This is a genomic window from Pseudomonas sp. PSKL.D1, assembly GCF_028898945.1.
Taxonomy (GTDB): Bacteria; Pseudomonadota; Gammaproteobacteria; order Pseudomonadales; family Pseudomonadaceae; genus Aquipseudomonas.
This window is the reverse complement of the sequence record NZ_CP118607.1, coordinates 2,325,359-2,349,205: the sequence shown is the minus strand read 5'-3', so window position 1 is coordinate 2,349,205 and position 23,847 is coordinate 2,325,359. Positions and strand designations below refer to the sequence as shown.

The window sequence follows — 23,847 nt, the reverse complement described above, 5'->3', positions numbered from 1 at the left end:
CAACTTAAGGAAGATCATTCACTCGTCTTGTGTAGGGCATTTCGCTTTCCGTTCGCTGATCGACCACTTTTCACGCGCTGCGCATGGCTCGCGCGAGGTGAAACGCGCACCATCGGCCAGGCACCCCAAACCCGTACAAGGAGTTTTCATGCAACGGCTCACCACCCGCAACGGCCTTTCCTTGCCCAGCATCGGCCTGGGAACCTGGCCCATGACCGGTGCCGAGTGCACACAGGCGGTTCTTCAGGCGTTGGAACTGGGTTATCGCCACATCGATACAGCCACCGCCTACAACAACGAAGCAGCAGTCGGCCAGGCCCTGCGTGACAGCAGCGTGCCGCGAGAGCAGATCCACCTGACCACCAAAGTGTGGTGGGACCGCCTGACGCCCGAGGCCATGCGCCAGTCCCTCGAAGACAGCCTGCGTGCACTGGGCACCGAGCAGGTCGACCTGTTCCACATTCATTGGCCAGGTGGCGCTGACTGGGACTTGGCGCGCAGTATCGAAACCTTGGTTGCGCTGCGTGACGAAGGCAAGGCGCGCAACATCGGGGTGGCCAACTTCCCCCTGGGCCTGCTGCGCCGGGTGATCGAAGACCTCAGCGCGCCCTTGTCTGCCGTGCAGGTGGAGTACCACGTGTTGCTTGGCCAGCAACCGCTGCTCGACTACGCCCGCCAGCACGATTTGCTGCTCACGGCCTATACACCGCTGGCCCGTGGCCAGGCGGCTGAGCAGCCAGTGATTCAGCAGATTGCGCACAAACACGGCGTGCTGCCAAGCCAGGTGGCGTTGAAATGGCTGCTGGATCAGGACGGCGTGGCAGTGATTCCCAAGGCCAGCAGCCGGGCGAACCAGTTGGCCAACCTGGCGGCGCTGGACGTGCGGCTGGACGATCAGGACCGGGCGTTGATTGCCGGGTTGCCCAAAGATCGGCGGGTGGTCAATCCGGAGTTTGCGCCAGACTGGACCAACTGAAGGCATGGCAGGCCTCTTCGCGGGCGCTCCGGCGAAGAGGCCCTGCCACTAGGCTACTGTCACCTGCTTCAAGCGCTCGCTCGCTGGCGCCGGGCGCCCGTACAGGTACCCCTGGAAGTGCGAGCACCCTTCAGCCGCCAGGCGTTTCATCTGCTCTTCGGACTCCACCCCTTCTGCCGTGGTCTTGATCATCAGGCTGTTGGACAGCTCGGTGATCGCGCGGATGATCGACATCGCTTCGCGGCTGTCGCACATGTCGTGCACGAATGACTTGTCGATCTTGATCCGGTCGAACGGGAACGAACGCAGGTAGCCCAGTGACGAATAGCCGGTGCCAAAGTCATCCAGCGAGATCGAGACGCCCAGGTCCTTGAGCGCCCGCAGGATGCGCACGTTTTCCTCGCTGTTGCCGAGCAGCACCGACTCGGTGATTTCCAGCTCCAGGCGCCGTGGTGGCAGCCCGGAGTCGGACAGCGCCAGGGCGACGACCTGCACCAGGTTGGCGTTCTTGAATTGCACCGGCGACAGGTTGACCGACACCGTCTGCTCACTGTCCCAGCTGGCGGCTTCCTGGCAGGCCAGGTTCAGCGCGCGGGTGCCAAGCTCGTGAATCAGCCCGGTTTCTTCGGCGATGGGGATGAAGTCCATGGGCATGACCATGCCACGGGTCGGGTGCTCCCAGCGCAGCAACGCTTCGTACCCGGTGACGCTGCTGGTTTGCTGGTCCACCACCGGTTGGTAGTGCAGGTGCAGTTGGCCCAGGTGCAACGCTGTGCGCAGGTCGGTTTCCACCAGGCGGCGCTGGCGTGCGGCCACATCCAGTTCCAGGTGGAAGCATTCGTAACGGTTGCGGCCGTTGCGCTTGGCTTCGTACAGGGCCATGTCGGCATAACCGAGCAGTTGCTCGGCCTGTTCGTTGTCATCGGGGGCGATGGCAATGCCGATGCTCACGCCCACGGTGAATTGATGCCCCTCGATCTGGAACGGTGGGCAAATTGCGTCTATCAGGCGTTGGGCGGTATTGCACGCCGCCTCACGGCTTTCCAGGCCGGTAAGCACCACCGCGAACTCGTCGCCGCCCAGGCGGGCAAGCGTGTCGTGCTCGCGCAACTCGCGGCGCAGGCGCTTACCCAGGGCACGCAGCAATTTGTCACCAAAGGCGTGGCCCAGGGAGTCGTTGATGTTCTTGAAGTTGTCCAGGTCCAGGCACAAGGCGGCGGTGAGCTTGTCGTTGTCGTCCGCACGCACCAGCGCCTGTTTCAGGCGTTCGTTGAACAGGGTGCGGTTGGGCAGGCCGGTCAGCGCATCGTGGTGCGCCATGTGGTGGATCTGCGCATGGGCGGCCAACTCCTCGGTGGCATCTTCAGCGACGAACAGCAGGTAATCAGCCTGCCCTTCGCGGTTCTGGCTGAGCAGAGTGCGGCTGCGCAAGGTCCGTGGGCCGCGCAGCGTGTCGACCCGTGTTTCGGCAGCGAAGCCTTTGCTGCTGCGGGCGCCACGGCTGAATTGCTGCTCCAGGTAATCGGCCGCGGCCGGTGCCATGCATTCGGTGGGCAAATGGCCGAGCATGCTGCCACGGCCACCGAACAGCCGCTCAGCCTGCTGGTTGGCCAGCAGAATGCGCTGGCTCTCCAAGTCCTGAACGATGACGCTGGCGGGGATGTTGGCAATGACCGAGTCGAGAAACTGCGACAGTTTGGTCATTTCCTGGCTGTACTGCTCGGCCAGTTCCTTGGCCTGCAGCAACTCCATCTCCTGCTGCCGACGTTGGGAAATGTCACGGGTAACCTTGGCGAACCCCACCAACTGGCCACTGTCATCACGCACGGCATCAATCACCACGTGGGCATGGAACGCCGTGCCGTCCTTGCGCAGGCGCAGGCCGATCTCTTCGAAGCGCCCGGTGTCCAATGCCTGGCGCAGGTTCTGGTCGGGAATGCCAGCCTCGCGTTCAGCCTCGCTGTAGAACAGCGAGTAGTGTTTGCCGACAATTTCGTCGGCCACATAGCCCTTGGCCCGTTGGGCACCCGGGTTCCAGTTGGCAACAATGCCGTTGGGGGTGAGCATGTAGATGGCGTAATCCACCACGCTCTGGATCAACAGCCGGTACATGATGTCTGGGCTTGCAACTAGCGACATGAGTTTTACCCGAACCTGCGATGTGCACGAATAAGAACCCCGAGCCAGGGCGGCCGGGTCTTGAATCAAGGTGCTGGCATTATGCCGCTTGGGTAAATTTTGTGAAGTGGCTCACATAATTTTGCCAAGCAAACATCAGTGCAGGGCTGAGGTTATGTTGAAGTTCAACAGGTCGGGATCATCGGCAAGGGCAATTTGCCGGGCCGGGCGCGGCAGGTCTGCCACCACGGCCCTGCAAAATGCCACCGCAATCGGGTCCAGCACGTGGCACCGCAATAGCCAGTCGCCCGGGCTGCAGAGTATCTGTTGCGCCACGGCACGGCCGATGCCCTGGCGCCGGTATCGCTTGAGAATGAACAGGTCCGCCAACTCGGCAGCGTGCATCCCCGGCAGTTCGCTTTGTTCAATCAACACGAACCCGGCGATGAAGCCGTCCGCCAGTACCAGGTTGGCGCTCCAGCCTTCGGCTTGCCAGTACCGCTGCAAATGCGCCTCGTGGATGTAGAAGCGCCCATCCACCTCAACATCCTCCTGCTCCCAGTCGGACGACTCATAGGCATAGAACTGATACAGGTTACGGATCAGGTCAGCGTGATCGACGGTGGTCGGGAGTAGTTCGATGGGCAACATGAGGGCAGCTCGGGGCAAATTTTGATTCTAATTTCTTTGCGTTGAACGTGTAGGAAATTTCCTAAATTGCGATGTGAAATTTGAACTACGCGTATGTTTCCCTGGCACGAATTGCGCGTTAGATTGTGCGCCACGGCACGGAGGCCGGTCACCGCAATCCTGCGTTCATCAAGGAGATACCCATGACCATGCACAACTTCCAACTGGCCTACACCATCACCCCGCGCACCGCCGAAGATGAAGACGCTGCCGCCAAAGCCCGCCTGTACATGCGCGACATCGGCTGGAGCACCATCCACCACATCGAAACCACGTTGCTGGGCGAGATTCCGCTGTTCCACACCCGCATGGCCGAGCGCATCAGCGAGGCCGAACAGGAAATACGCGGGCAAGTCCACAAACTGTTCAAGGAACTGCAGGTGCTGACGCGCGTGCGCTTTCACGGCAGCCTGATGGTGGACGGGCTCGGGCCAGCCATCAACTTCAGCATCGTGCCCTGAGCCCCGCTGAAACACATCAGGCGCCATCCAGCGCCTGATGTCCTGGCCCTCATTTCTCCTGCAACACAGCCCTGCCCTTCACTGCCCGCGGCCCGCGCCAGGCCCAGAACAGCAAACCCGGAAACGGCGCATACACCACGAAGACGACCCACAGCATCTTGCGTTCGGCGCGCCGGTCGCTGCCGATGATGTGCCAGATGGCGAAGATCTCCAGCACAATGATCACCGCCGCCACCATGATCCAGATCGTTCCGATTTCCATGAGTACTCTCCCGTTGGCATGTACTGGGTTGGGTTACGGGAAATGGCGAGGGTTCAGTTGGATTGCCTTTCGAAGTTGCCTCAACACGACCTTGAATACGACACGCACACCGGGACGATTGTCTTTCCCACGGGCACCCGCCACACTCTGCAGGCCAGCCAGGAAGCGGAGTCCAGAGTGCCCACCCCACGCCAGTTCAGCAAAAAGACCAGCACCAGCAACATGCTGCGCCTGAAGTCCGCCACGGGCAGCGCCCAGGCGCCGTATCGGGTGGATTTCGTGTTGCTGGAGCATTTCTCGATGGCCAGTTTCACGGTGGCCATGGACGTACTGGTAACAGCCAACCTGCTGCGCGCCGACAGCTTCTGCTTTACCCCGTTATCGCTGGACGGTGACCGAGTGTTGAGCGATCTGGGCCTGGAGCTGGTGGCCAACGAACTGGCGGCTGATGAACTGAAGCAACTGGACCTGCTGGTGATCTGCGGCGGCCTGCGTACGCCGCTCAAGTACCCTGAACTGGACCGGCTGCTGGACGACTGCGCGAGCCAGGACAAGGCCCTGGGCGGCCTGTGGAACGGCGCCTGGTTTCTGGGCCGCGCCGGGGTGCTGGATGACTACGGCTGCAGCATTCACCCCGAGCAGCGTGCCAGCCTGTCCGAGCGCAGCCCGCAAACGCGCATCACCCCGGCCAGCTTCACCCTGGACCGCGACCGCCTCACTGCCGCCAGCCCCAACGGTGCCATGGAATTGATGCTCGGCCTGGTGCGCAGGTTGTATGGCGACGGGTTGGCCGAAGGTGTGGAGGAAATCCTGTCGTTTTCCGGCGCGCGCTATCGCCAGGTCGGGCCCGGCGCCAAGAAATCCATGAGCCTGCACCTGCGCACCATCGTCGAACTGATGGAAAACAACCTGGAAGAAACCCTCAGCCTCGACCAGCTCGCCGCTTACAGCGGCCGCTCGCGTCGGCAGATCGACCGGCTATTTCAGGCACAACTGGGCACCTCGCCACGCCGCTACTACATGGAGCTACGCATCACCAAGAGCCGCCGCCTGCTGCAGTATTCCGACCTGTCGGTGATGGAAGTGGCGGTGGCGTGCGGCTTCGTTTCGGTGTCGCACTTCAGCAAGTGCTACGCGGCTTACTTCGGCTACCCGCCGTCGCGTGAGCAACGGCTGGGCGAGTGATGGCGGCTCAGGCGCGGATATAGCGCATGACCACGTCGCAGATCATGGCCTTGTGGCGCTGCTTGATTTGCTCGTCCGAGAGGTCGATCTCGAAGATGTCGCCAAAGGTATGGCGGTTGGACACCCGGTAGAAGCAGAACGAACTCATCAGCATGTGCAAATCGATGACCTCGATGCCGGGGCGGAACACGCCCTCGGCCACGCCGCGCTGCAACGTACTGCCCAGCGCCTGCAGCACCAGACTGCTCATTTGGCGAATTTCCGGCGATTTTTTCACGTATTCGCCGTAATGAATGTTCTCTGTGCAAACCATGCGCACGAAATCGACATTGCGGTCGTGGTGGTCGAATGTGAACTCGGTAAGGCGGCAGATGGCCTGTTCGGGGGGCAGCGAGCCCAGGTCCAGGCTCTGCTCGGTCTTGCGGATGTCGCCGTACAACTTGACCAGGCACTCGACGTACAGCTGCTCCTTGCTGCCGAAGTAGTAGTAGATCATGCGTTTGGAGGTGGCGGTGCGCTCGGCAATGGCGTCCACCCGCGCGCCGGCCAGGCCCTGCTGGACGAACTCGTTGATGGCGGCCTGAAGGATGTCCTCACGGGTTTTTTCGGGGTTGTTCTTGCGCGACTTGCGCACCCCTTCGGTTTCAGGCTGGCCGAGGCTGACTACGGGATTGCTCATACCCACTCACAGGCTGTTTATTGGAATAAGTGAGGGATTATCCGTGAGCGGGGCTGTGCAGGGAAGCAGGCTGTTAGATCGCAGGTACTCTCACTCACCTTGAACAACTTGTGGAAGCAACTGTATTGCATAAAAACTAAAAGCCGGCGCGATCACTGTAGGAGCGGCTTTAGCCGCGAACACCGGCGAAGCCGGTGCCAGGCACCGCGTCGCTTGCTTCGCGGATAAATCCGCTCCTACAAGAGACGCGGCACACTTGCAGCCGCAGCTACAACACCGGCTTGCGCACCGCCCCACTGCGGCGCTTGGCCATCGCCGCCAGACGCACGGCCACGTTCGCCGCGCCGTATCCGGCATAGCCACCCTTGCGCTGGATGATCTCGAAGAAGAAACGCTCTTCGAACGGCTCGGTGTACACGTGGAACAGCTCGCCGCCCTGGGCATCGCGGTCATACAGCACGTTGTAGTACGCCAACTCGCTCAGGAACTCGTCGTTGAAATCGAACCGCGCCGCGAGGTCGTCGTAGTAGTTCAAAGGAATTTCCAGCAGGGGTACGCCGGATTCCTTGGCCCTGGCCACTTCTTTGAAGATGTCCGCACAATCGAAGGCGATGTGGTGAACGCCTGAACCGCGGTAGCTGGAAAGCGCGTGGGCAATGGCGGTGTTGCGGTTTTCCGAGATGTTCAGCGGCAAGCGCAGGCTGCCGCATTGGCTGCGCAGAGCGCGGCTCTTGACCAGGCCGTAGGGGTCGGGCAGCACCACTTCATCATCGGCGGCAAAGTCGAACAGGCTCTTGTAGAACAGCACCCAGCTGTCCAGCGACTCGGCTGGCAGTGCCAGCGCCATGTGGTCGATGCGTTGCAGCCCGCCAGTGGCAGCAGCGGCCGCGTCCAGGCGGAAGTCGGTGTCGTACAGCGACGGGCCTTCCTTGCCCTGCTCCACCAGGTAGATCAGGCTGCCGTCCGGGGCGCGTACGGCCGGTACTTCGCATTCGTTGGGGCCGACCAGGCCGCGGAACGGCTGGCCACGGAAGTCGGTGGCCCGCTGCAAGGCCGCGTGTTCGTCCTTGACGCGCAGGGCCGTGGCGCACAGCGACGGGCCGTGGGCCTCGAAGAAGTTGTGGCCGAAGGAATAAGGTTCGGCGTTGAGCACGATATTGATATCGTTCTGGCGCAGCAGGCGTACGTCCTTGCTGCGGTGCTTGCCGGCTTCGGCAAAGCCCAGGCGCTTGAGCCAACTGCCCAGGCGTGCGCCTACGGCTTCGTCCACGGCGAACTCGAGAAACTCCACGCCTTCGTATGCACTGGCGGCCGGCGGGGTAAACAGCACGCCCGGCTCGATGGCAGTGCCTTCTTGCTCCAGGCGCAGGCGCGTTTGTTCTTCGAGGTACAGCAGCGAGCGCAGGCCGTCAGCGGCGTTTTGCCGGGGTGGCGCCGCGCGGAAGCCGTCGTTGAAGATTTCCAGCGACAGCGGGCCGCGGTAGCCCGTGGCCAGGATCGGTGCGAGGAAACCGGCCAGGTCCATTTCGCCCTGCCCCGGGAAGCAGCGGAAGTGGCGGCTCCACTCCAGCACGTCCATGTTCAGGATCGGCGCATCGGCCATTTGCACGAAGAAGATCTTGTCGCCCGGGATATCGCGGATCGCCGCCGGGTCACCTTTGAGCGACAAGGTGTGGAAACTGTCGAGAATCACCCCCAGCGCCGGGTGGTCGGCCTGGCGTACCAGGTTCCACACCTGCTGATAGGTGTTGACGTGGCGGCCCCAGGCCAGCGCTTCGTAGCCGATACGCAGGCCACGTTTGCCAGCGTGTTCACCCAGCAAGCGCAGGTCGTCCACCAGCAGCTGCTCATCACCCAGCGCATCGGCCTGCACGTTGCTGCATACCAGCACCAGGTCGGTGCCCAGTTCCTGCATCAGGTCGAACTTGCGCTCAGCGCGGTCGATGTTTTTCTGCAAGCGGTCGCGGCGGCAGCCTTCAAAATCGCGAAACGGCTGGAACAGGGTGATGGCCAGACCCAAATCGGCGCACATCTGCCGCACTTCGCGTGGGCTACCGGCGTAATAGAGCAAATCGTTTTCGAAGATTTCGACACCGTCGAAGCCGGCGGCGGCAATGGCTTCGAGCTTTTCCGGCAGGGTCCCGCTCAAGGATACGGTGGCTATTGAACGCTGCATGGTGGAGTTCCTTGTTATTGGGGGCTACGGGGCAACGGTATTTCAGACTTCTTGGCACAGTCGATTATTCGCAGGTAAAGTCGCGCTATCAATCTCTTTGTACGAAATGGTTAGTTTTGCGTTCGATTATCGAACAAAACCGTTTTCGGCGAATTGATTCACTGCCAACCGTGGGCAACCATGGAATCACCAGCGTCACCCAAATAATAAGTTCAATAAACCCGGTACTGACCTATGCACACTTCCATCGCCTTGCGACCCGCACCTGCTCGTTCGTTCTCCCTTTGCAGGCCCCGCCTGCGATCAATCGCCCCGTAAACCAACAGCCACTCCAGACAGTCACCGCCACCGGCCGTCAGCTGACGCTGCCTGCTGCGCGGTCACCCACAAAAATAACGGAGACAACGATGGCCCACTCCAGCTCTCAAGCCAAGAAAGCGACCGCCAGCGGATGGGTAGGCTCGGCACTCGAGTACTACGACTTTTTCATCTATGCCCAGGCTGCTGCGCTGATTTTCCCGCAGATCTTCTTCCCCAACACCGACCCGAAAATGGCCATCATCGCTTCGCTGGCCACCTATGGTGTCGGCTACCTGGCCCGCCCGGTGGGCGCCTTCGTACTCGGCCACTGGGGTGATACCCGTGGGCGCAAGAACGTACTGCTGCTGTGCATGTTCCTGATGGGCCTGTCGACCATGGCCGTTGGCCTGCTGCCCACCTACCACGACATCGGCATGCTTGCGCCGGCGCTGTTGGTGCTGTTGCGCCTGGTACAAGGCTTTGCGGTGGCCGGTGAAATTTCCGGTGCCAGTTCGATGATCATGGAGCATGCGCCGTTCGGCCGGCGCGGCTACTACGCCAGCTTTACCCTGCAGGGTGTGCAGGCCGGCCAGGTACTGGCAGCCGCCGTGTTCCTGCCACTGGCCTACTTCATGCCAAGTGAAGCGTTCAACGAGTGGGGCTGGAGGATTCCGTTCCTGCTGAGCGCGTTCGTGTTGCTGGCCGGCTTCATCATCCGCAAGGAAGTGCATGAAACCCCTGCCTTCGTGAAGGAAGAGAAGCAGGACAAAGTCGCCAAATCGCCAATCACCGAAGCTTTCCGTCACAGCTGGAAGCACATGGTGCTGGTGATGTTCATGGCCCTGATGAACGTGATCCCGGTGGTGGCCACCGTGTTCGGCGCGGCCTACGCGGTGCAACCGGCCTACGGCATTGGTTTCGACAAGAGCGTGTACCTGTGGATCCCGGTGGTGGGCAACATCGTCGCGGTGCTGGTGATCCCGTTCGTGGGTAACCTGTCCGACAAGATCGGCCGCCGGCCGACCATGATTGCCGGTTGCCTGGGCTCGGGCCTGCTGGCCTTCGTTTACCTGTATGCCATCAGCATCCAGAGCGTGCCGTTGGCCTTCACCGCTTCGATCGTGATGTGGGGCTTGGTGTATCAGGGTTACAACGCAGTGTTCCCAAGCTTCTACCCTGAGCTGTTCCACACCCGCTACCGCGTTTCGGCCATGGCCATCGCGCAGAACATCGGCACCATGCTGACCGCCATGCTGCCTGCGCTGTTCGCCCTGGTGGCGCCGCCGGGTTCGGACAACATTCCGCTGGTGGTCGGCGGGCTGGCGTTCTTCATCACCTGCATCTGTGCGCTGGCGGCCTACATCGCACCGGAAACCCATCGTCTGGCGATGGAAGACCTGGGCAACCCGCAGGCCACGCCGATGGAGAAGGAAGCCTATGAAGCCAGCCGCAAGGGGAGCTTTCAGGCGGTGAGCCACTGATAGAACGTTGGGGCTGCTTTGCAGCCCATCGCGGATAAATCCGCTCCTACAACCCCTGTAGGAGCGGATTTATCCGCGATGGGCCGCAAAGCGGCCCCAGCAGTTTCAGCCTTGAACCACTTCTCGCAAATTCAACCAAAGCCTCTCCACATGCTCCCGCTCAGTCGGCAACGCCCCCACCGACACCCGCACCATCCACCGCCCTTCCAGCACCGCCGGCGTCACGTACGCCGCCCCCGACGCATTCAACCGTTCAGCCCAAGCCTTGGTGTGCACATCCAGCGCCTCCCCTTCCAGCCCGGCCGGCCGATGCTGAATACACAAGGTCTGCAACTGCACCGGCGCCAGCAGCACCCACTCATCCGTCGCCTCAACCTGTTCAGCCAACCACCGCGCATTGTCCAGGTCACGCCGCAAACGCTGCTGCAACGCCTCTACCCCCTCGCTGCGCATCATGAACCACAGCTTCAACGCCCGGAACCTGCGCCCCAGCGGGATACCCCAGTCACGCAGGTTCTTCACCTCACCATCCACCGACGACTGCAAGTAGCTCGGGTTGGTGCTCATCACCCGTATCAGATGCTGCGGATCACGCACGTAGTAGATCGAACAATCGAACGCCACGCCCAGCCACTTGTGCGCATTGACTACCACCGAATCGGCCAACTCGATACCGTCCCACATCCAGCGGCATTCCGGCAGGATCATCGCCGAACCGGCCATGGCCGAGTCGACGTGCAGCCACAACTGGTTGGCCTGGGCGATTTCACCGATCCGGCGCAGCGGGTCGAGGGCAGTGGTTGCGGTGGTGCCGGTGGTGGCAACAACCGCACAAGGCTGGTTACCGGCGGCCAGATCCTGCTCGATGGCTGCCTGCAACGCTTCAGGGCACATGGCGAACTGTGCGTCAGTGGCGATCAGGCGAATGTTGGCGCGGCCAAAACCGGCCAGCAGCGCGGCCTTGTCCACCGAACTGTGCGCATGCGCGCTGACATACACGATCAGCGGCTTGGCCTCGGCCTGCAGGCCGCCGCGCACCAAGGCGTAATCAGTGGTGCGCTCGCGGGCGCTGATCAGCGCCACCAGGGTACTGGTGGAAGCAGTGTCCTGGATCACCCCGCTCCACTGGCCCGACAGGCCGAGCAGCTGGCGCAGCCAGTCCAGTGTGGTTTCTTCCAGCTCGCTCAGCGCCGGGCTGGACTGCCAGGACAGCCCCAGCACGCCCAGGCCGGTGCTGAGAAAATCGCCCAGCACCGACGACAAGGTACCGTTGGAGGGGAAGTAGCCATAGAAATCCGGGTGTTGCCAGTGCGACAGCCCAGGCATGACGAGTTGGTTGACGTCTTCAAGGATGGCTTCGAACGGCTCGCCTTGTTGAGGGGCCGCATCGGGCAAAGCCGCCTTGAGGTAGCCGGGCTCGACCTGGGCCATGACCGGGCGCTCGCCTACGGTTTGCCGGTAGTCGGCGATGAGGTCGATCAGTTGGTGGCCGTACTGGCGGAATTGTTCGGGGGTCACGGGCAGGCTCCTGGCGATTGTCTGTGGCCAGTCTAAGCGCCAATCCCCAAGCGAATAACCCCGCCTGACGCATACCTGCTATGGCAACTGCGCAGCCCCGCCCTGCACCCCGAACTGCGACTGGCGCCACAACTCGAACACCCGGTTGCGCAGCCAGCGATGCTCCGCCGACGCCTGCAACCGCTGGTGCCACACCACCCAATAGCGCTGGGTATGCTCGACAAAGCCCAGAGGCCGCCACGCCAGGCCATGCAAGCGGCTCAACTGCCGGGCAATGTGCTCGGGCACGGTGGCCAACGCTTGGCTGTTGCCGATTACCTGCACGGTCGCCGAAAAAAACGGCACCTCAAGGCTGACCCGCCGCTGCAGGCCCTGGGCGCGCAGGTGGCGGTCGATGAAGCTGTCCTTGTCGCCGCCCCCGGAAATACGCACATGCTTGAAGCCCAGATAATCGTCCTGGCTCAAGGTTTCACGGGCCGTCAACGGGTGTGCGCCTTGCATCAGGCACACCGCCCGGTCTTCCCCCAGCAGGCGCCCATGCAGGTTGGGCGGGGACTCGTCGAACAAGGTGGTGGCCAGGTCGATCTCGCCACTGGCCAGCATGGCGTACTGGCCCGCCTGCCAGGTGCGGTAGTCGATGGCAACGCCCGGTGCCTCCTGCTCCAGCGCCGCCACCAGCAGTGGCAGCATGTGCTCGGCCACGTAGTCCGAGGCTGCAATGCAGAAGCGCCGCTCGCAGCGGGCCGGGTCGAATACGGCGGGTTGGCGCAAGGCCTGGAGTTCTTCGAGTACCTGGCGCAGGGGCTCAATCAGGGCTTCGGCGTGCTCGCTGAGCACGTAGCCGCGGCCTTGGCGTACCAGCAACGGGTCGTCAAAGGCCTCGCGCAAATGGGCAAGTTGGCGGCTCAGGGCGGATTGGCTGACACCCAGGCGTTCGGCGGCGTGGCTGAGGTTTTTCAGGTGCAGGAGGTGATCGAGGGTGCGCAGGTGGGCCAGGCTGAGGGAGGCGAAGGTGGGGGGCATTGGCGTACGGCTCCGGATGGCTGGCGAGGGCTTTGCCCTCGTTTCGCGGATAAATCCGCTCCTACAGAAGAACACACTCCCCTGTAGGAGCGGCTTCAGCCGCGATGGGCCGCAAAGCGGCCCCGCTTTTAGGCCGTCAGCCCCACGTACACGTTCTGCACGTCATCGTTCTCGTCGATCGCTTCCAGGAACGCTTCAACCTCGGCCAGCGCCTCGGCGCTCAGGCTGGCAGCGCTCACCGGGTTTTTCGGGGTGTAACCGATCTTCGCCGAAGTCACGGTGAAGCCTTGCTCAGGCAACGCCTTCTGCACGGCGTCCAGGTCGGTGGTGTCGGTGATGAACAGGGTCGAACCCTCTTCTTCGCCTTCTGCAAAGTCCTGGGCACCGGCTTCAATGGCCGCCATCTCCGGGTCGGCATCGCCTTCCGGGGTGGCTTCGATCAGGCCCACATGGTTGAAGTCCCAGGCCACCGAGCCACTGGCGCCCAGCTGGCCCTTGCGGAACAGTACGCGGATTTGCGCAACGGTACGGTTCACGTTGTCGGTCAGGCACTCGACGATCAGCGGCACCTGGTGTGGCGCGAAACCTTCGTAGCTCACCGCGTGGTACTGCACGGCATCGCCGTCCAGGCCGGCACCCTTGCGGATGGCCCGGTCCAGAGTCTCGCGGGTCATCGAGGCCTTTTTGGCCTGCACGATGGCCAGGCGCAGACGCGGGTTCATGTCGGGGTCGGCACCCGACTTGGCCGCGATCTGGATTTCCTTGGACAGCTTGCCCATGATCTTGCCCTTGGCATTGGCAGCTGTTTCTCTATGTTTGGCTTTCCACTGTGCGCCCATGTCGACTCTCTTTGTTTCAGCGGCCGGTTCAGGAAGCGACCGGCCAAAAGTGGGTGCAGTTTATACGCCCTCAAGCGGTGGATCGACAAGTAATCTCACGCTTTGTCGGCTTTGCCCGCCGCCGCCGCGAACCGCGCCAGACGCACATCCAGCCGCCGCGGCCGCACGCCACGGTCCTCGGCGTGCTCCTTGCGACGGATGGCGTTGCGTACCATCAGCGAGCCCAGGTAGCGGATCGGCTCGGGCGGGAACAGCCCCAGCGGGCCTTTGACCAGGGGCGAACGGGTCCAGGGGTTGTCCAGCCCGAGCGCCAGCGACGAGAGAATCTGCCCGCCCATGTGGCACGGCCCGACGCCGCTGCCGGAATAGCCGAAGCCATAAAACACATTGCCCTGCCCGTCCAGGCGGCCAAAGAACGGCAACCCGGTCACCGAGCGGTCCGACGGGCCATTCCAGCTTGCCGCCAGTGGCACCTCGGCCAGCGCCGGGAAGAACTCACCCAGTGTTTCGCGCAGCAGCGGGCGGTACGGCGATGGCTGGTCGAATACGGGCAACATGCGCCCGCCGTAGGCAAAGGTATTGCCCCCCTTGCCGAGCATCAGCCGGCCATCGGAGGTGTTGTGGTAGTAATGCACGAAAATCCGCGAATCCAGCACGCTGACGCCACTGTTCAGGCCAATCTGGCCGAGCAGTTCGGGGCACGGCTCGGTGATCACCATGTCGCTGGAGACAATCGCCACGCTGCGCTCGAACTGCGGGAAGGCCCGCGCCATCCAGGCATTCAGGCCCAGGACCACGCGGTCGGCACGTACGGTGCCAAAAGCCGTACGCACCTGCGCAGGGGTGCCATGCTCAAGCCCTGTCATGGCAGTGCCCTCATGGATGCGCACCCCCTTCTGCAGCGCCACCCGGCGCAAACCGCGCACCAGGCGGCCGGGCTGCACGGTCGCGGCAGCGGGCGAATACCAACCCTCAAGATGCCGTGCCGAACCTGCCAGACGCTGCACTTGGTCCAGCGGCAGGCGCTCGAACGAGTTGATCCCCTTCTGCGCCAACGCAGCGATCACTGCATCGGTAGCGCCGACTTGAGCCGGGTTGGTGGCCGTGTACAAGGTGCCATCCAGGCGGTAGTCGCAATCAATGCCATTGGCGCTGCAAAAGTCGCCAATCGCACCGATGCTGCGCTCTGACTCCCGCACCAGGCGCACTGCTTCGGCCACCCCGAACAGGCGCTCGAGGGTGAAGTACTTGGCCGACCACGACAGCGCGCAGCCGCCGTTGCGCCCGCTGGCCCCGGCGCCGCAGATGTCGGCCTCGATCAGCAGCACGTCCAGCGCCGGTGCGGCCTCCTTGAGCATCAGTGCCGTCCACAGGCCGGTGTAGCCGCCACCGACGATGCACACATCGCAGCGGGCATCGCCTTGCAATGGCGGGCACGCCGCGTCCTGTTCCGTGGCCAGGGCCTGTTGCAGCCAGAAGGGTCTCATTCGCTCGCTTTCCTTTAGGTACGCAGTGGCTTTATAGCCATGCTGGTGTTGGGGGCCACATCCTCAGCCTGGGGGGCGCTGGCCGGGCGGCTGTTCCAGTGCGGCAGCAGCACCAGGGCCGAAAACAGCGCGCAACCGGCAAACACGATGAACACGGTCACGCTGTCGAAGTAACCGGGCAGCAAGCCCCCCAGCACCGCCCCGACGGAACCGCAACCGTTGACGAAGCCCGCCGCCGTGGCGCCGGCCTTGGCCGTGCCGAAGTCGATGGCCGCCGCGCCGCTGATCATCGAGTCCGGCCCGTACAGGGTCAGCCCCATGACGAACAGCAGCCCCACCACCAGCACGATGCTGCCGCTGTGCATGGCCGCCATGAACCCCGCCAGGGCCACGGTCAGCAGCACCAGGCTGATCACGCAAGCCGGCATGCGCCGCGCGCCGAACAGTTTGTCGGAGGCCAGGCCGATGATGATCGGCCCCAGCAAGCCGGCCAGTTCGAAGGCCGTGGGAATGATCGCAGCGCCCACTTTGCCCACTGAAGGCATCTGCTCGAAGACAATGACCGGCCCCCACAGCAAAATGGCGTAGCGCGCCGGTTTGAGCAGGAAGTACGCAAGGCCCAGGGTCAGCACCGTGCGGTTGCGCAAGATGTCGCGCAAAGGCGCCCACACACTGCACAGGTTGCCGCCCGGGGCCATGCTCTGCGGTTCGGGTTCGACCGCTGGCAGGCCAACGTCCTCCGGCTTGTTGCGCTGCAGAAAGAAGAACAGCACGGCCACGCCAGCCACCACCGCGGCGCTGGAGAAGAACGCCGCGTGCCAGCTGCCGACCAGGGTATAGGCCCACCAACCGGCAAACGGCGACGCCACCAGCCCGCCAAAGGCATAGCAGGAACTCCACAGCCCCAGCACCCGCCCGCGCTGCGAGGCCGGGAAGAAACTGCCAATGTTCTTGCACAACCCGGCCCAGCCGGTGGACTGGGCCAGGCCCTGGATCAACATGCAGGTGGCGAAGATCGGGAAGGTTGCGTAACTGCCCATCACCACGGCCGCCACCGCCGAAATCAGCAGCCCGCCAAGCACCACCACGCGCGGGCCGAAGCGGTCGGCAAGCATGCCCCAGGTGAACTGGCCCACGGCATAGGCCGCCAGGTAAATGGCATCGAGGTTGGCCATGGCGGCCTTGTCGAGCATGAATGTCGGGTCTTCACCAATGCCGAGCTTGGCCACCGAAAAGGCCTTGCGGGTGAAGTAGAAGGCGGCGTAGGCCAGCCAGGTGATGGCAAAAATCTGGATGCGCCAGCGTTTGAACGCGGCTAGGGATTGATTCATTGACTCTGACCTCTTGCTCAAGTGTGCCGGCAGAATGTGAAAAAACGCCTGTCTTGTTGTTGTGTTGCGCACTGCATGACGTGGGCTCGTCATCTGGTCAGATGGCACGGGGTTGCGCGCCATGGCCCGCCTGCCGCTTGTGGCGGCGGCTTGGGGCTGATCGGTATGGAAACAGTTGCTGACTGATAAATAAAATCGATTTATCGTATTTCACACATAAGCCCAGCTTGTTACTGGAGTAACGATGTCGGTTTCCCATGCTCAACTCAAAGCGTTCCATGCGGTGGCGGTGCACGGCAGCTTCACCCGCGCCGCGCAAAAGCTGTTTCTGACCCAACCGGCAGTGTCCGACCAGGTGCGCAAGCTGGAGGAGCGCTTTGGCGTGCTGTTGTTCCACCGCAACAAGCGGTCGGTGCAGTTGACCGACCTGGGCGAGCGCCTGCTGGGCATCAGCCAGCGGTTGTTCGCCTGCGAGGGCGAAGCCCTGGAGCTGCTGCAGGACTCCCGTGCCCTGCACACCGGCAGCCTGGTGCTGGCGGTGGATGCACCGGTGCATGTGCTGCCGCAGGTGGCGCGCTTCTGCCAGCGCTTCCCGGGCATCCAGGTGAAGATCGAAACCGGCAACACCGACGAATCCCTGGCCAGGCTTTTCAGCTACCAGGCGGACCTGGCGCTGCTTGGGCGCGACGTGGACGATGAGCGCCTGCACTGCGTGCCATTGCGGCGGGACCCGATGGTGGCGTTCGTTTCGCACAACCACCCATGGGCCAGCCGTGGCTCGATCAGCCTGGCAGACCTGGACGACACCCCATTGGTGCTACGCGAACCCGGCTCGGTCACGCGCCAGACGCTGGAAGAAGAAATGCAACGCGCCGGCCTTCGTATCCGCCCGGCCATCCAGGTGGAAGGCCGCGAGGCCGCGCGCGAAGCGGTGGTGGTGGGGATTGGCGTGGGGGTGGTGTCGGCAGCGGAGTTTGGTGCCGATGCGCGGGTGTGTGCGCTGCCGATCGTGGATTGCCAGCGGCATCTGACCGAAACATTGGTGTGCCTGAGCGAGCAGCGTACGCGGCGTGTAGTGGCGACCTTTTTACAGATTGTGCAGGGGGAACTGTAATGCTCTTTCGCCTGGCTGCCGACAGCCTGGTGCTGCTGCACCTGGCCTTCATCCTGCTGGTGCTGTTCGGCGGCCTGCTGGTGCTCAAATGGCGCCCTGCCCTGTTCATCCACCTCCCCGCGCTGGCCTGGGGCCTGGCGGTGGAAGGCCTGCACCTGCAATGCCCGCTCACCGCCTGGGAAAACCGCATGCGCCTTGCCGCCGGTGACGCGGGCTACCACGGCGGCTTCGTCGAGCACTACATCTGGCCGTTGATCTACCCTGCCGGGCTGACGCCACAACTGCAGTGGCTGCTCGGAGGCATTGCGCTGTTGCTCAACCTGGCCATCTACGGCTACGTGATCTGGCGCTGTCGCCAGCGCTAGCGGGTGGCCACCACAAACAACCGCGGGAAGGGCAACAACACCTTGCCATCCGTGGCCGGCGGGTAATCACGCTGCATCGCCTGCAGGTACATCTGCAGGAAGTCCACCTGCTCATCCTCGTCCAGCCTGGCCAGGTAAGGGCGCAGGGCCGAGCCTTTGAACCACTCCACGACCGCTTCGGCGCCACCGTCCAAAGGGTGATGGTACGTGGTGCGCCACACATCAACCCGGGCGCATAACGGGCTGAGCAAGTCGTAATAGAAGCTGGCGTTATGCCGGGGTGGCAGCATGAAGTCGGCGAATTTGTCTGCCCAGCGCCCACGGCCTGCGACCTCCCGCAGTTGCCGGTGGGCCGGTTCTTCAAGGTTGTCTGGGGTCTGCACGGCCAAGCTGCCGCCTTCACTCAACTGGCGCACCAGGTGCGGGTACAGCGTACCGTGGTCGGGCACCCATTGCAGGGAAGCGTTGGCCAGGATCAGGTCTTGCGGCTCCGGCGCGGTCCACTTGCCGATATCGGCAATTTCACAGCGCACCCGCGGAACCTTCAGGCGCTGGCGTTCGCGCGCCTTTTCGATCATGTCCTTGTCGCTGTCCAGTGCAACCACCACCGCGTCAGGGCAATGATGCAGCAGCACTTCGGTGGAATTGCCCGGGCCACAGCCCAGGTCGGTGGCGTGGCGGACCGGCCTGGGCGGCACCGCAGCCAGCAAGTCGCGCACGGCACGGGTGCGTTCGTTCTCAAAGAGGGAATACTGGGTAGCGGACCAGGCCATCAAGGGCTCCTTAGGGCGAACAAAGCATCTGACTGGTTACAATCTAGCTGGCTGCGTATGAAGGCGTTGCAATCCAGGCATGCCATAAATCTCGGCAACGACGTGCATCGTCGCGTCCAGCACCGTGCCTTCGTTACGGCACAACACCCAGCCTTGCTCGGTGGCCGCCTGTTCAAATGCCCGGGTACAGGCGACGTGTTCTTCCAGCCGATGGATCACCGTGCTGCTCAAGCCCCGAGCGCGCGCCATGGCCCTTGCCCACGACGTTTCAGGGGCGGTGACAACGCCAACATGCAGGTCTGGCACTCGCACGCCCCGGTCCATGTTCAACTGCAGAATGTCTGCAAAGGGCACCAGCCGGCGAAACGCGGCATCAGAGGGGTACCAGCGGTCGATCAGGATGATGCTGTCTGCAGGCTGGCGGGGCAGAACTTCCTGCGAAATCCAGCGGCGGCTATCAGCAAGCCGCCCACACACGTCCCACTCCAGGTCCTGACTAGGCGCTCGGGCAAGTTGGTTGACAAGCGCCATTGTTTCGCCTCTGAAGGGGTCACTCTTTCTCTCGCACAGCCGAATGACCTTGTTACCGTCAGCCCTCAGCACTCGGGTAACAGCCTCCAGCAAGGTGGTTTTCCCGGCACCTTTGGGCCCATCCAGCGAAACGAACAGCGGTCGATTCATACGTCACTAATGCCCGGCAAACAGACTTCGGCAAGCACTCTAACCTAATTTATGGCGCGGCACGCGGCGTGTGCTAGCGTTTTTGAGGTCATCCCTTCCCTGTCGAGCCGCAGCCATGGACGAGTCCATCGTTAGTGTGACCACCTCGAAGTTCAATGCACTGATCGCAGTCGTGCAAGCTTACGGCGCCGCCTTCGCGGTCAAGATCATCAGTGCCATTGCTTTCTGGATCATTGGCCGCTGGCTGATCGGTTTTGCCGTCGGCATGGTGCAAAAGGCGCTTAGCAAGCAACAAATCGACCCGACCGTGCTGCGCTACGTCGGCTCGGTCATCACCGTGACGCTGAACATCATCCTGGTCATCGCCATCCTCGGCTACCTGGGCATGCAGACCACCACCTTCGCCGCCTTGCTCGCGGCGGTTGGCCTGGCCATCGGCATGGCCTGGTCGGGGCTGCTGGCCAACCTCGCGGCCGGGGCCTTCATCATCGTGCTGCGCCCGTTCAAGGTCGGCGACTTCATCAATGCCGGTGGCGTAACCGGTACGGTGACTGAAATCGGCTTGTTCGCCACCACCATCAACACGCCAGACAACGTGCAGACCCTGGTTGGCAACAACAAGATCTTCAGCGACAACATCCAGAACTTTACCCACAACCCGTTCCGACGGGTCGACCTGCAGGCTCAGTTGTCCGGCGCGGCAGACTGGAAAGCGGCCGCCGAACTGCTCAAGCAACGCATCGCGGCGCTGCCCAATGTGCTTGCCGAGCCGGCCGTGGATGTGGAGATCCTCGAGTTCAACCTGGTAGGCCCGGTACTGGCTGTGCGCCCGTACTGCCACAATGAGCACTACTGGCAGGTGTATTTCGACACCAACCGCACCATCAAGGATGCCCTCGGTGAAGCTGGCTTCCCTGCCCCGATGCCGGCGCAGACGGTAATTGTTCAACAACAGGCCCAGTGAACCGGGTGAAGCTGTTCCTGGCCCTTGCGCTGCTCGCCCTGATTGCCGCCGCGGCCCTGCTCGGCTCACCGTGGATGAGCCAGCGCTTCCACATGCCCGAGCAGAAAACATCGGCACATGAACGCAAAACGGCCGGCCCCCACTGGGAGCCGGCCGTCTTTGACAGCGTTTGAGGCTTAGTGCTGTTGCTTGCCAGTGCGGATCTGATGCACCACGCCCATGGCGACCACGATTGCGGCGGCAATGCCGGTGGAGATCACCAGAATCTGGTAGTCAGGCATGAAGGCCATGGTCACCAGCGCGGCGATGATGAAGGCGATCACCAGGTAAGTCAGCCAGGGGAACAGCCACATCTTCAGGCGTACTTCCTTGCCCTCGGCAATCAGCTTACGGCGCATGCGCAGCTGCGAGAAGGCAATCACCAGGTACACCAGCAGGGCAATCATGCCAGTGGTGTTCATCAGGGTTTCCAGCACGTCTTTCGGGCGCAGGGTGTCGCTGAAATTGATCAGCGCGCAGAACACAGCCACCAGGCACGAGCCGATGATCGCGTTCACCGGTACACCGGTGCCGGTACGGGTAAATTTGAACACGCGCGGCGCGTCACCGCGCTGGGCCAGGGAGAACAGCATGCGCGAGGCGGTGTAGTGGCCCGAAATCAGGCAGCTGCTCACCGAGGTCAGCACCACGAAGTTCATCAGCAGCTCGGCATACGGCACGCCCAGCAGCTCCAGAGTGCGGCGGTAGGCACCATAGCCGGAGACGCCCAGGTGCGGATCGTTCCACGGTACCAGGCAGACGATCAGGAAGATCGAACCGACGTAGAACAGGCACACACGCCACACCACCGAGTTGGTGGCCTTGACGATCTGGGTGGCCGGGTCTTTGGCTTCGGAGGCGGCGATGGTGACGATTTCGGCGCCCAGGAAGGCAAACATTACCCCAAGCAACGCACCAATCACGGTGGTGATGCCGTTGGGCATGAAGCCTTCGGCGGTCAGGTGGGTGATGCCGCGCACCTCACCGTACTGCCACACGTTCATCACGGCGGCGGTACACACCACCAGGAAGCAGACAATCGCCACCACCTTGATCAGCGCGAACCAGAATTCGAACTCACCGTAGTGCTTGACGTTGAAGAAGTTGACGGTAATCAGCAGCAGGGTCGTGGCCAGCACGAACACGTTGACGCTTACGTCGGGGAAGAAGCCGTGCAGGATCTTGCCTGCCACGTAGGCTTCCCAGGCCATCAGGATGACCCAGTACCACCAGTACAGCCAGCCGATGGTGAAACCGGCCCAACGGCCGATGGCGCGGTCGGCGTAAGTGGAGAACGAGCCGGTGTCCGGCGAGGACGTGGCCATTTCGCCGAGCATGCGCATGATCAGGACCACCAGGATGCCGCCCGCCAGGTAGGCCAGGACAGCCGCCGGGCCGGCGCTGTGGATCACGCTGCCGGAGCCGACGAACAAGGCGCCGCCAATAACCCCGGCGATCGACATCATCGTCAGGTGGCGCGACTTGAGCGAGGCACTGAGCTTGCTCTCGTGCCCGCTTTTCGCGGTGGTGGTTGTGGATGTTGCGTCCATCAGTTGTGTACCCCGTGCTTCTTTTTATCCAAGGAAAACTGTGAAAGCCCGACGGCTATCGGTCTCACCTGTACATCAGTGCTAATGCGGGCAGGATGGTGTGCTGCAAACACACGCAGGCCTTCCGTGGCGGCCTGCTGACGCGCCCCAGGGCTTGCGCCTGTGGCGAACTGAACATGCTTTATGTGGCGATATCTGACACCTAATGTAAAAATGTCCGACACAGAGAGCCATGCACAGTGGCATGAATCTCGCACTGCACTGTACAGGCCGCCGATGCAATACACCGCGTCAGCGCCTGGCGTTACGCACCCCTCAAGGCCCCCGAATGCTTGAATTACAGCCAGACTCACCGACGCCGTTGGTCAACCAGATCATCGACGGCCTGCGCGAGCTGATCGACAACCAGACGCTCAAGCCAGGCGCCAAGGTGCCGTCGATCCGCGCCTTTGCCGCAACCTATTCGGTGAGCACGTTCACAGTGGTGGAGGCGTACGACCGCCTGGTGGCGCAAGGGCTGTTGGTCAGCCGGGGCAATGCAGGGTTCTTCGTCACCCGGGCCACGGGGGAATTGCTGGACAACCACAGCACCGAGGCCGACGCCAGTCGACCATCGTTCAACTCCGAGTGGTACCTGCAACAAATCTTCGAAACCCGCCAGTTGCCGTTCAAACCCGGCTGTGGCTGGCTGCCCAATGACTGGATGTACGAGGATGGCCTGCGCCGCGGCCTGCGCCAGGTGGCGGGTAGCCCGTTGGAGCTTTCCGGCTACGGCGACCCGATGGGCCTGCCGGAACTGCGCGCCCTGACTGCGCAGAACTTGCAGCAAGAATTGTCGATCGTCGCCAATCCGGCGCAATTGATGCTGACCCACGGCGCCAGCCAGGCGCTGGACCTGGCTGTGCGTACGCTGGTGCGCCCCGGTGACGTGGTGTTGGTGGACGACCCCGGTTACCCCAACCTGATGAGTATCCTGCGCACCCAGGGCGCCACCCTGATTGGTGTGCCACGCACTCCGTCCGGCTACGACCTCAACCACCTGGAACAGCTGCTCGCCCACCACAAGCCCACGGCCTTCTTCACCCAGCCGCACCTGCACAGCCCCACCTGTTCGCGCACCCCACTGCCGCAACTGCACCGGCTGCTGCAACTGGCCAGCCAACACGGTTTCCGGCTGGTGGAGAACAACCTGTACGCTGACATGGTTGCCGAACCGCAACCGTGCCTGGCCAGCCTCGATCACCTGCAGCAGGTGGTATACGTGGGCAGTTATTCCAAAAGCATTTCGCCCAATGTGCGGGTCGGTTACCTGCTGGCCAACCCGGAGCTGTCACAGAAGCTGCTGCACCTGAAAATGCGCTCGGGCCTGACCACCTCGCAGGTGATGGAGCGCGTGGTGTATGCCGCGATCATCGACGGCCGCTGGCGCAAGCACCTCAAGCGCCTGCGCCAACGCCTGGCCGAGGCGCATCAGGAGGTGGGCCGGCACCTGCACCGGCTGGGCTTCGAGCTGTTCATCGAGTCGGACGAAGGCATGTACATCTGGACCCGCCACCCGGCAATCCCCGACAGCGCGGCGCTGCTGGACGATGCGCTGGAGAAAGGCATCATGCTTGGCCCCGGGCAATTGTTCATGGTGGATGCCAAGCCGACCGGGTGGATGCGTTTCAACGTGGCGTTCAGTACCGACCCGGCCATGTGGGAATTGCTGGAGAAGGTGTTGGTCAAGCATGTGCGCCGGGGTGTTTGACACGGCGCGGGCGACGCATGTGTCGCGAATCCTGTAGGAGCGGCTTTAGCCGCGAAGCAAGCGACGCGGTGCCTGGTACCGGCTT

General features: G+C 62.8%; 22 protein-coding genes. 9 read left to right on the top strand and 13 right to left on the bottom strand.

Features of this window, described 5'->3' with window-relative positions; translation table 11 throughout:
• The first annotated feature begins 148 nt into the window (after positions 1 to 148).
• The gene (locus PVV54_RS10525; RefSeq protein ID WP_274909861.1) at positions 149 to 976 is read left to right on the top strand and encodes an aldo/keto reductase; all 828 of its coding nucleotides are present in this window, start codon (positions 149 to 151) and stop codon (positions 974 to 976) included.
• Positions 977 to 1,024: 48 nt separating this feature from the next.
• Here PVV54_RS10525 and PVV54_RS10520 read toward each other — a convergent pair whose 3' ends face one another.
• Together PVV54_RS10520 and PVV54_RS10515 are read right to left on the bottom strand one after the other, a co-directional pair.
• Complete coding sequence (locus PVV54_RS10520) at positions 1,025 to 3,115, bottom strand: putative bifunctional diguanylate cyclase/phosphodiesterase (protein ID WP_274909860.1); 2,091 nt, start codon at positions 3,113 to 3,115, stop codon at positions 1,025 to 1,027.
• Positions 3,116 to 3,250: 135 nt separating this feature from the next.
• On the bottom strand, positions 3,251 to 3,745 hold the full coding sequence (locus PVV54_RS10515; protein WP_274909859.1) for a GNAT family N-acetyltransferase: 495 nt from the start codon (positions 3,743 to 3,745) through the stop codon (positions 3,251 to 3,253).
• Positions 3,746 to 3,927: 182 nt separating this feature from the next.
• Here PVV54_RS10515 and PVV54_RS10510 point away from each other — a divergent pair, with 182 nt between their 5' ends.
• Positions 3,928 to 4,245 (top strand): hypothetical protein, encoded by a 318-nt coding sequence (locus PVV54_RS10510; protein ID WP_274909858.1) that lies wholly within the window; start codon positions 3,928 to 3,930, stop codon positions 4,243 to 4,245.
• A gap of 49 nt (positions 4,246 to 4,294) precedes the next feature.
• Here the strand turns inward: PVV54_RS10510 and PVV54_RS10505 are convergent, their stop codons facing one another.
• Positions 4,295 to 4,507 carry a PLDc N-terminal domain-containing protein gene (locus PVV54_RS10505; protein ID WP_274909857.1) on the bottom strand — a complete coding sequence of 71 codons (213 nt, stop codon included), beginning with the start codon at positions 4,505 to 4,507 and terminating at the stop codon, positions 4,295 to 4,297.
• A gap of 177 nt (positions 4,508 to 4,684) precedes the next feature.
• Here PVV54_RS10505 and PVV54_RS10500 point away from each other — a divergent pair, with 177 nt between their 5' ends.
• Entirely contained in the window at positions 4,685 to 5,692 is a 1,008-nt protein-coding gene (locus tag PVV54_RS10500) for a GlxA family transcriptional regulator (RefSeq protein WP_274909856.1), read from the top strand.
• 7 nt (positions 5,693 to 5,699) lie between these two features.
• Here PVV54_RS10500 and PVV54_RS10495 read toward each other — a convergent pair whose 3' ends face one another.
• Entirely contained in the window at positions 5,700 to 6,371 is a 672-nt protein-coding gene (locus PVV54_RS10495) for a TetR/AcrR family transcriptional regulator (RefSeq protein ID WP_274909855.1), read from the bottom strand.
• 268 nt (positions 6,372 to 6,639) lie between these two features.
• Positions 6,640 to 8,547, bottom strand: a complete 1,908-nt coding sequence (gene quiC, locus PVV54_RS10490) for a 3-dehydroshikimate dehydratase QuiC (protein WP_274909854.1) — start codon at positions 8,545 to 8,547, stop codon at positions 6,640 to 6,642.
• A gap of 407 nt (positions 8,548 to 8,954) precedes the next feature.
• On the opposite strand from quiC, the gene PVV54_RS10485 reads away from it, so the two are divergent.
• A complete protein-coding gene (locus PVV54_RS10485) occupies positions 8,955 to 10,328 on the top strand; it encodes an MFS transporter (RefSeq protein ID WP_274909853.1) in 1,374 nt (457 codons plus the stop codon).
• A 105-nt stretch (positions 10,329 to 10,433) separates the two neighbouring features.
• Here the strand turns inward: PVV54_RS10485 and PVV54_RS10480 are convergent, their stop codons facing one another.
• The 5 genes from PVV54_RS10480 to PVV54_RS10460 all read right to left on the bottom strand — a co-directional run bounded on the left by PVV54_RS10480 (position 10,434) and on the right by PVV54_RS10460 (position 16,526).
• The gene (locus PVV54_RS10480) at positions 10,434 to 11,846 is read right to left on the bottom strand and encodes a DOPA decarboxylase (protein ID WP_274909852.1); all 1,413 of its coding nucleotides are present in this window, start codon (positions 11,844 to 11,846) and stop codon (positions 10,434 to 10,436) included.
• 78 nt (positions 11,847 to 11,924) lie between these two features.
• On the bottom strand, positions 11,925 to 12,869 hold the full coding sequence (locus PVV54_RS10475) for a LysR family transcriptional regulator (protein WP_274909851.1): 945 nt from the start codon (positions 12,867 to 12,869) through the stop codon (positions 11,925 to 11,927).
• A gap of 128 nt (positions 12,870 to 12,997) precedes the next feature.
• Positions 12,998 to 13,708, bottom strand: coding sequence for a YebC/PmpR family DNA-binding transcriptional regulator (locus tag PVV54_RS10470; RefSeq protein WP_274909850.1), 711 nt, complete (start codon positions 13,706 to 13,708; stop codon positions 12,998 to 13,000).
• A 95-nt stretch (positions 13,709 to 13,803) separates the two neighbouring features.
• Positions 13,804 to 15,195 carry an FAD-dependent oxidoreductase gene (locus tag PVV54_RS10465; protein WP_274909849.1) on the bottom strand — a complete coding sequence of 464 codons (1,392 nt, stop codon included), beginning with the start codon at positions 15,193 to 15,195 and terminating at the stop codon, positions 13,804 to 13,806.
• A gap of 14 nt (positions 15,196 to 15,209) precedes the next feature.
• Positions 15,210 to 16,526, bottom strand: coding sequence for an MFS transporter (locus PVV54_RS10460; RefSeq protein WP_274909848.1), 1,317 nt, complete (start codon positions 16,524 to 16,526; stop codon positions 15,210 to 15,212).
• Positions 16,527 to 16,770: 244 nt separating this feature from the next.
• Here PVV54_RS10460 and PVV54_RS10455 point away from each other — a divergent pair, with 244 nt between their 5' ends.
• Both PVV54_RS10455 and PVV54_RS10450 read left to right on the top strand, forming a co-directional pair.
• Complete coding sequence (locus tag PVV54_RS10455) at positions 16,771 to 17,640, top strand: LysR substrate-binding domain-containing protein (RefSeq protein WP_274909847.1); 870 nt, start codon at positions 16,771 to 16,773, stop codon at positions 17,638 to 17,640.
• Positions 17,640 to 18,005, top strand: coding sequence for a DUF2784 domain-containing protein (locus PVV54_RS10450; RefSeq protein WP_274909846.1), 366 nt, complete (start codon positions 17,640 to 17,642; stop codon positions 18,003 to 18,005). The genes PVV54_RS10455 and PVV54_RS10450 overlap by 1 nt, the downstream gene beginning before the upstream one ends.
• Here the strand turns inward: PVV54_RS10450 and tam are convergent.
• Together tam and PVV54_RS10440 are read right to left on the bottom strand one after the other, a co-directional pair.
• A complete protein-coding gene (gene tam, locus PVV54_RS10445; RefSeq protein WP_274909845.1) occupies positions 18,002 to 18,778 on the bottom strand; it encodes a trans-aconitate 2-methyltransferase in 777 nt (258 codons plus the stop codon). The genes PVV54_RS10450 and tam overlap by 4 nt on opposite strands.
• Positions 18,779 to 18,814: 36 nt before the next feature.
• Positions 18,815 to 19,459: a dTMP kinase gene (locus tag PVV54_RS10440; RefSeq protein ID WP_274909844.1), complete on the bottom strand. Its 645-nt coding sequence runs from the start codon at positions 19,457 to 19,459 to the stop codon at positions 18,815 to 18,817.
• Positions 19,460 to 19,574: 115 nt separating this feature from the next.
• Between PVV54_RS10440 and PVV54_RS10435 the strand changes: the two genes are divergently transcribed.
• Together PVV54_RS10435 and PVV54_RS10430 are read left to right on the top strand one after the other, a co-directional pair.
• Positions 19,575 to 20,423, top strand: a complete 849-nt coding sequence (locus PVV54_RS10435) for a mechanosensitive ion channel family protein (protein WP_274909843.1) — start codon at positions 19,575 to 19,577, stop codon at positions 20,421 to 20,423.
• 5 nt (positions 20,424 to 20,428) lie between these two features.
• Complete coding sequence (locus PVV54_RS10430) at positions 20,429 to 20,596, top strand: hypothetical protein (protein ID WP_274909842.1); 168 nt, start codon at positions 20,429 to 20,431, stop codon at positions 20,594 to 20,596.
• A 3-nt stretch (positions 20,597 to 20,599) separates the two neighbouring features.
• Here PVV54_RS10430 and PVV54_RS10425 read toward each other — a convergent pair whose 3' ends face one another.
• Entirely contained in the window at positions 20,600 to 22,012 is a 1,413-nt protein-coding gene (locus PVV54_RS10425; RefSeq protein WP_274909841.1) for an amino acid permease, read from the bottom strand.
• Between the two features lie 328 nt (positions 22,013 to 22,340).
• On the opposite strand from PVV54_RS10425, the gene PVV54_RS10420 reads away from it, so the two are divergent.
• The gene (locus tag PVV54_RS10420) at positions 22,341 to 23,762 is read left to right on the top strand and encodes an aminotransferase-like domain-containing protein (protein ID WP_274909840.1); all 1,422 of its coding nucleotides are present in this window, start codon (positions 22,341 to 22,343) and stop codon (positions 23,760 to 23,762) included.
• Positions 23,763 to 23,847: the final 85 nt, after the last annotated feature.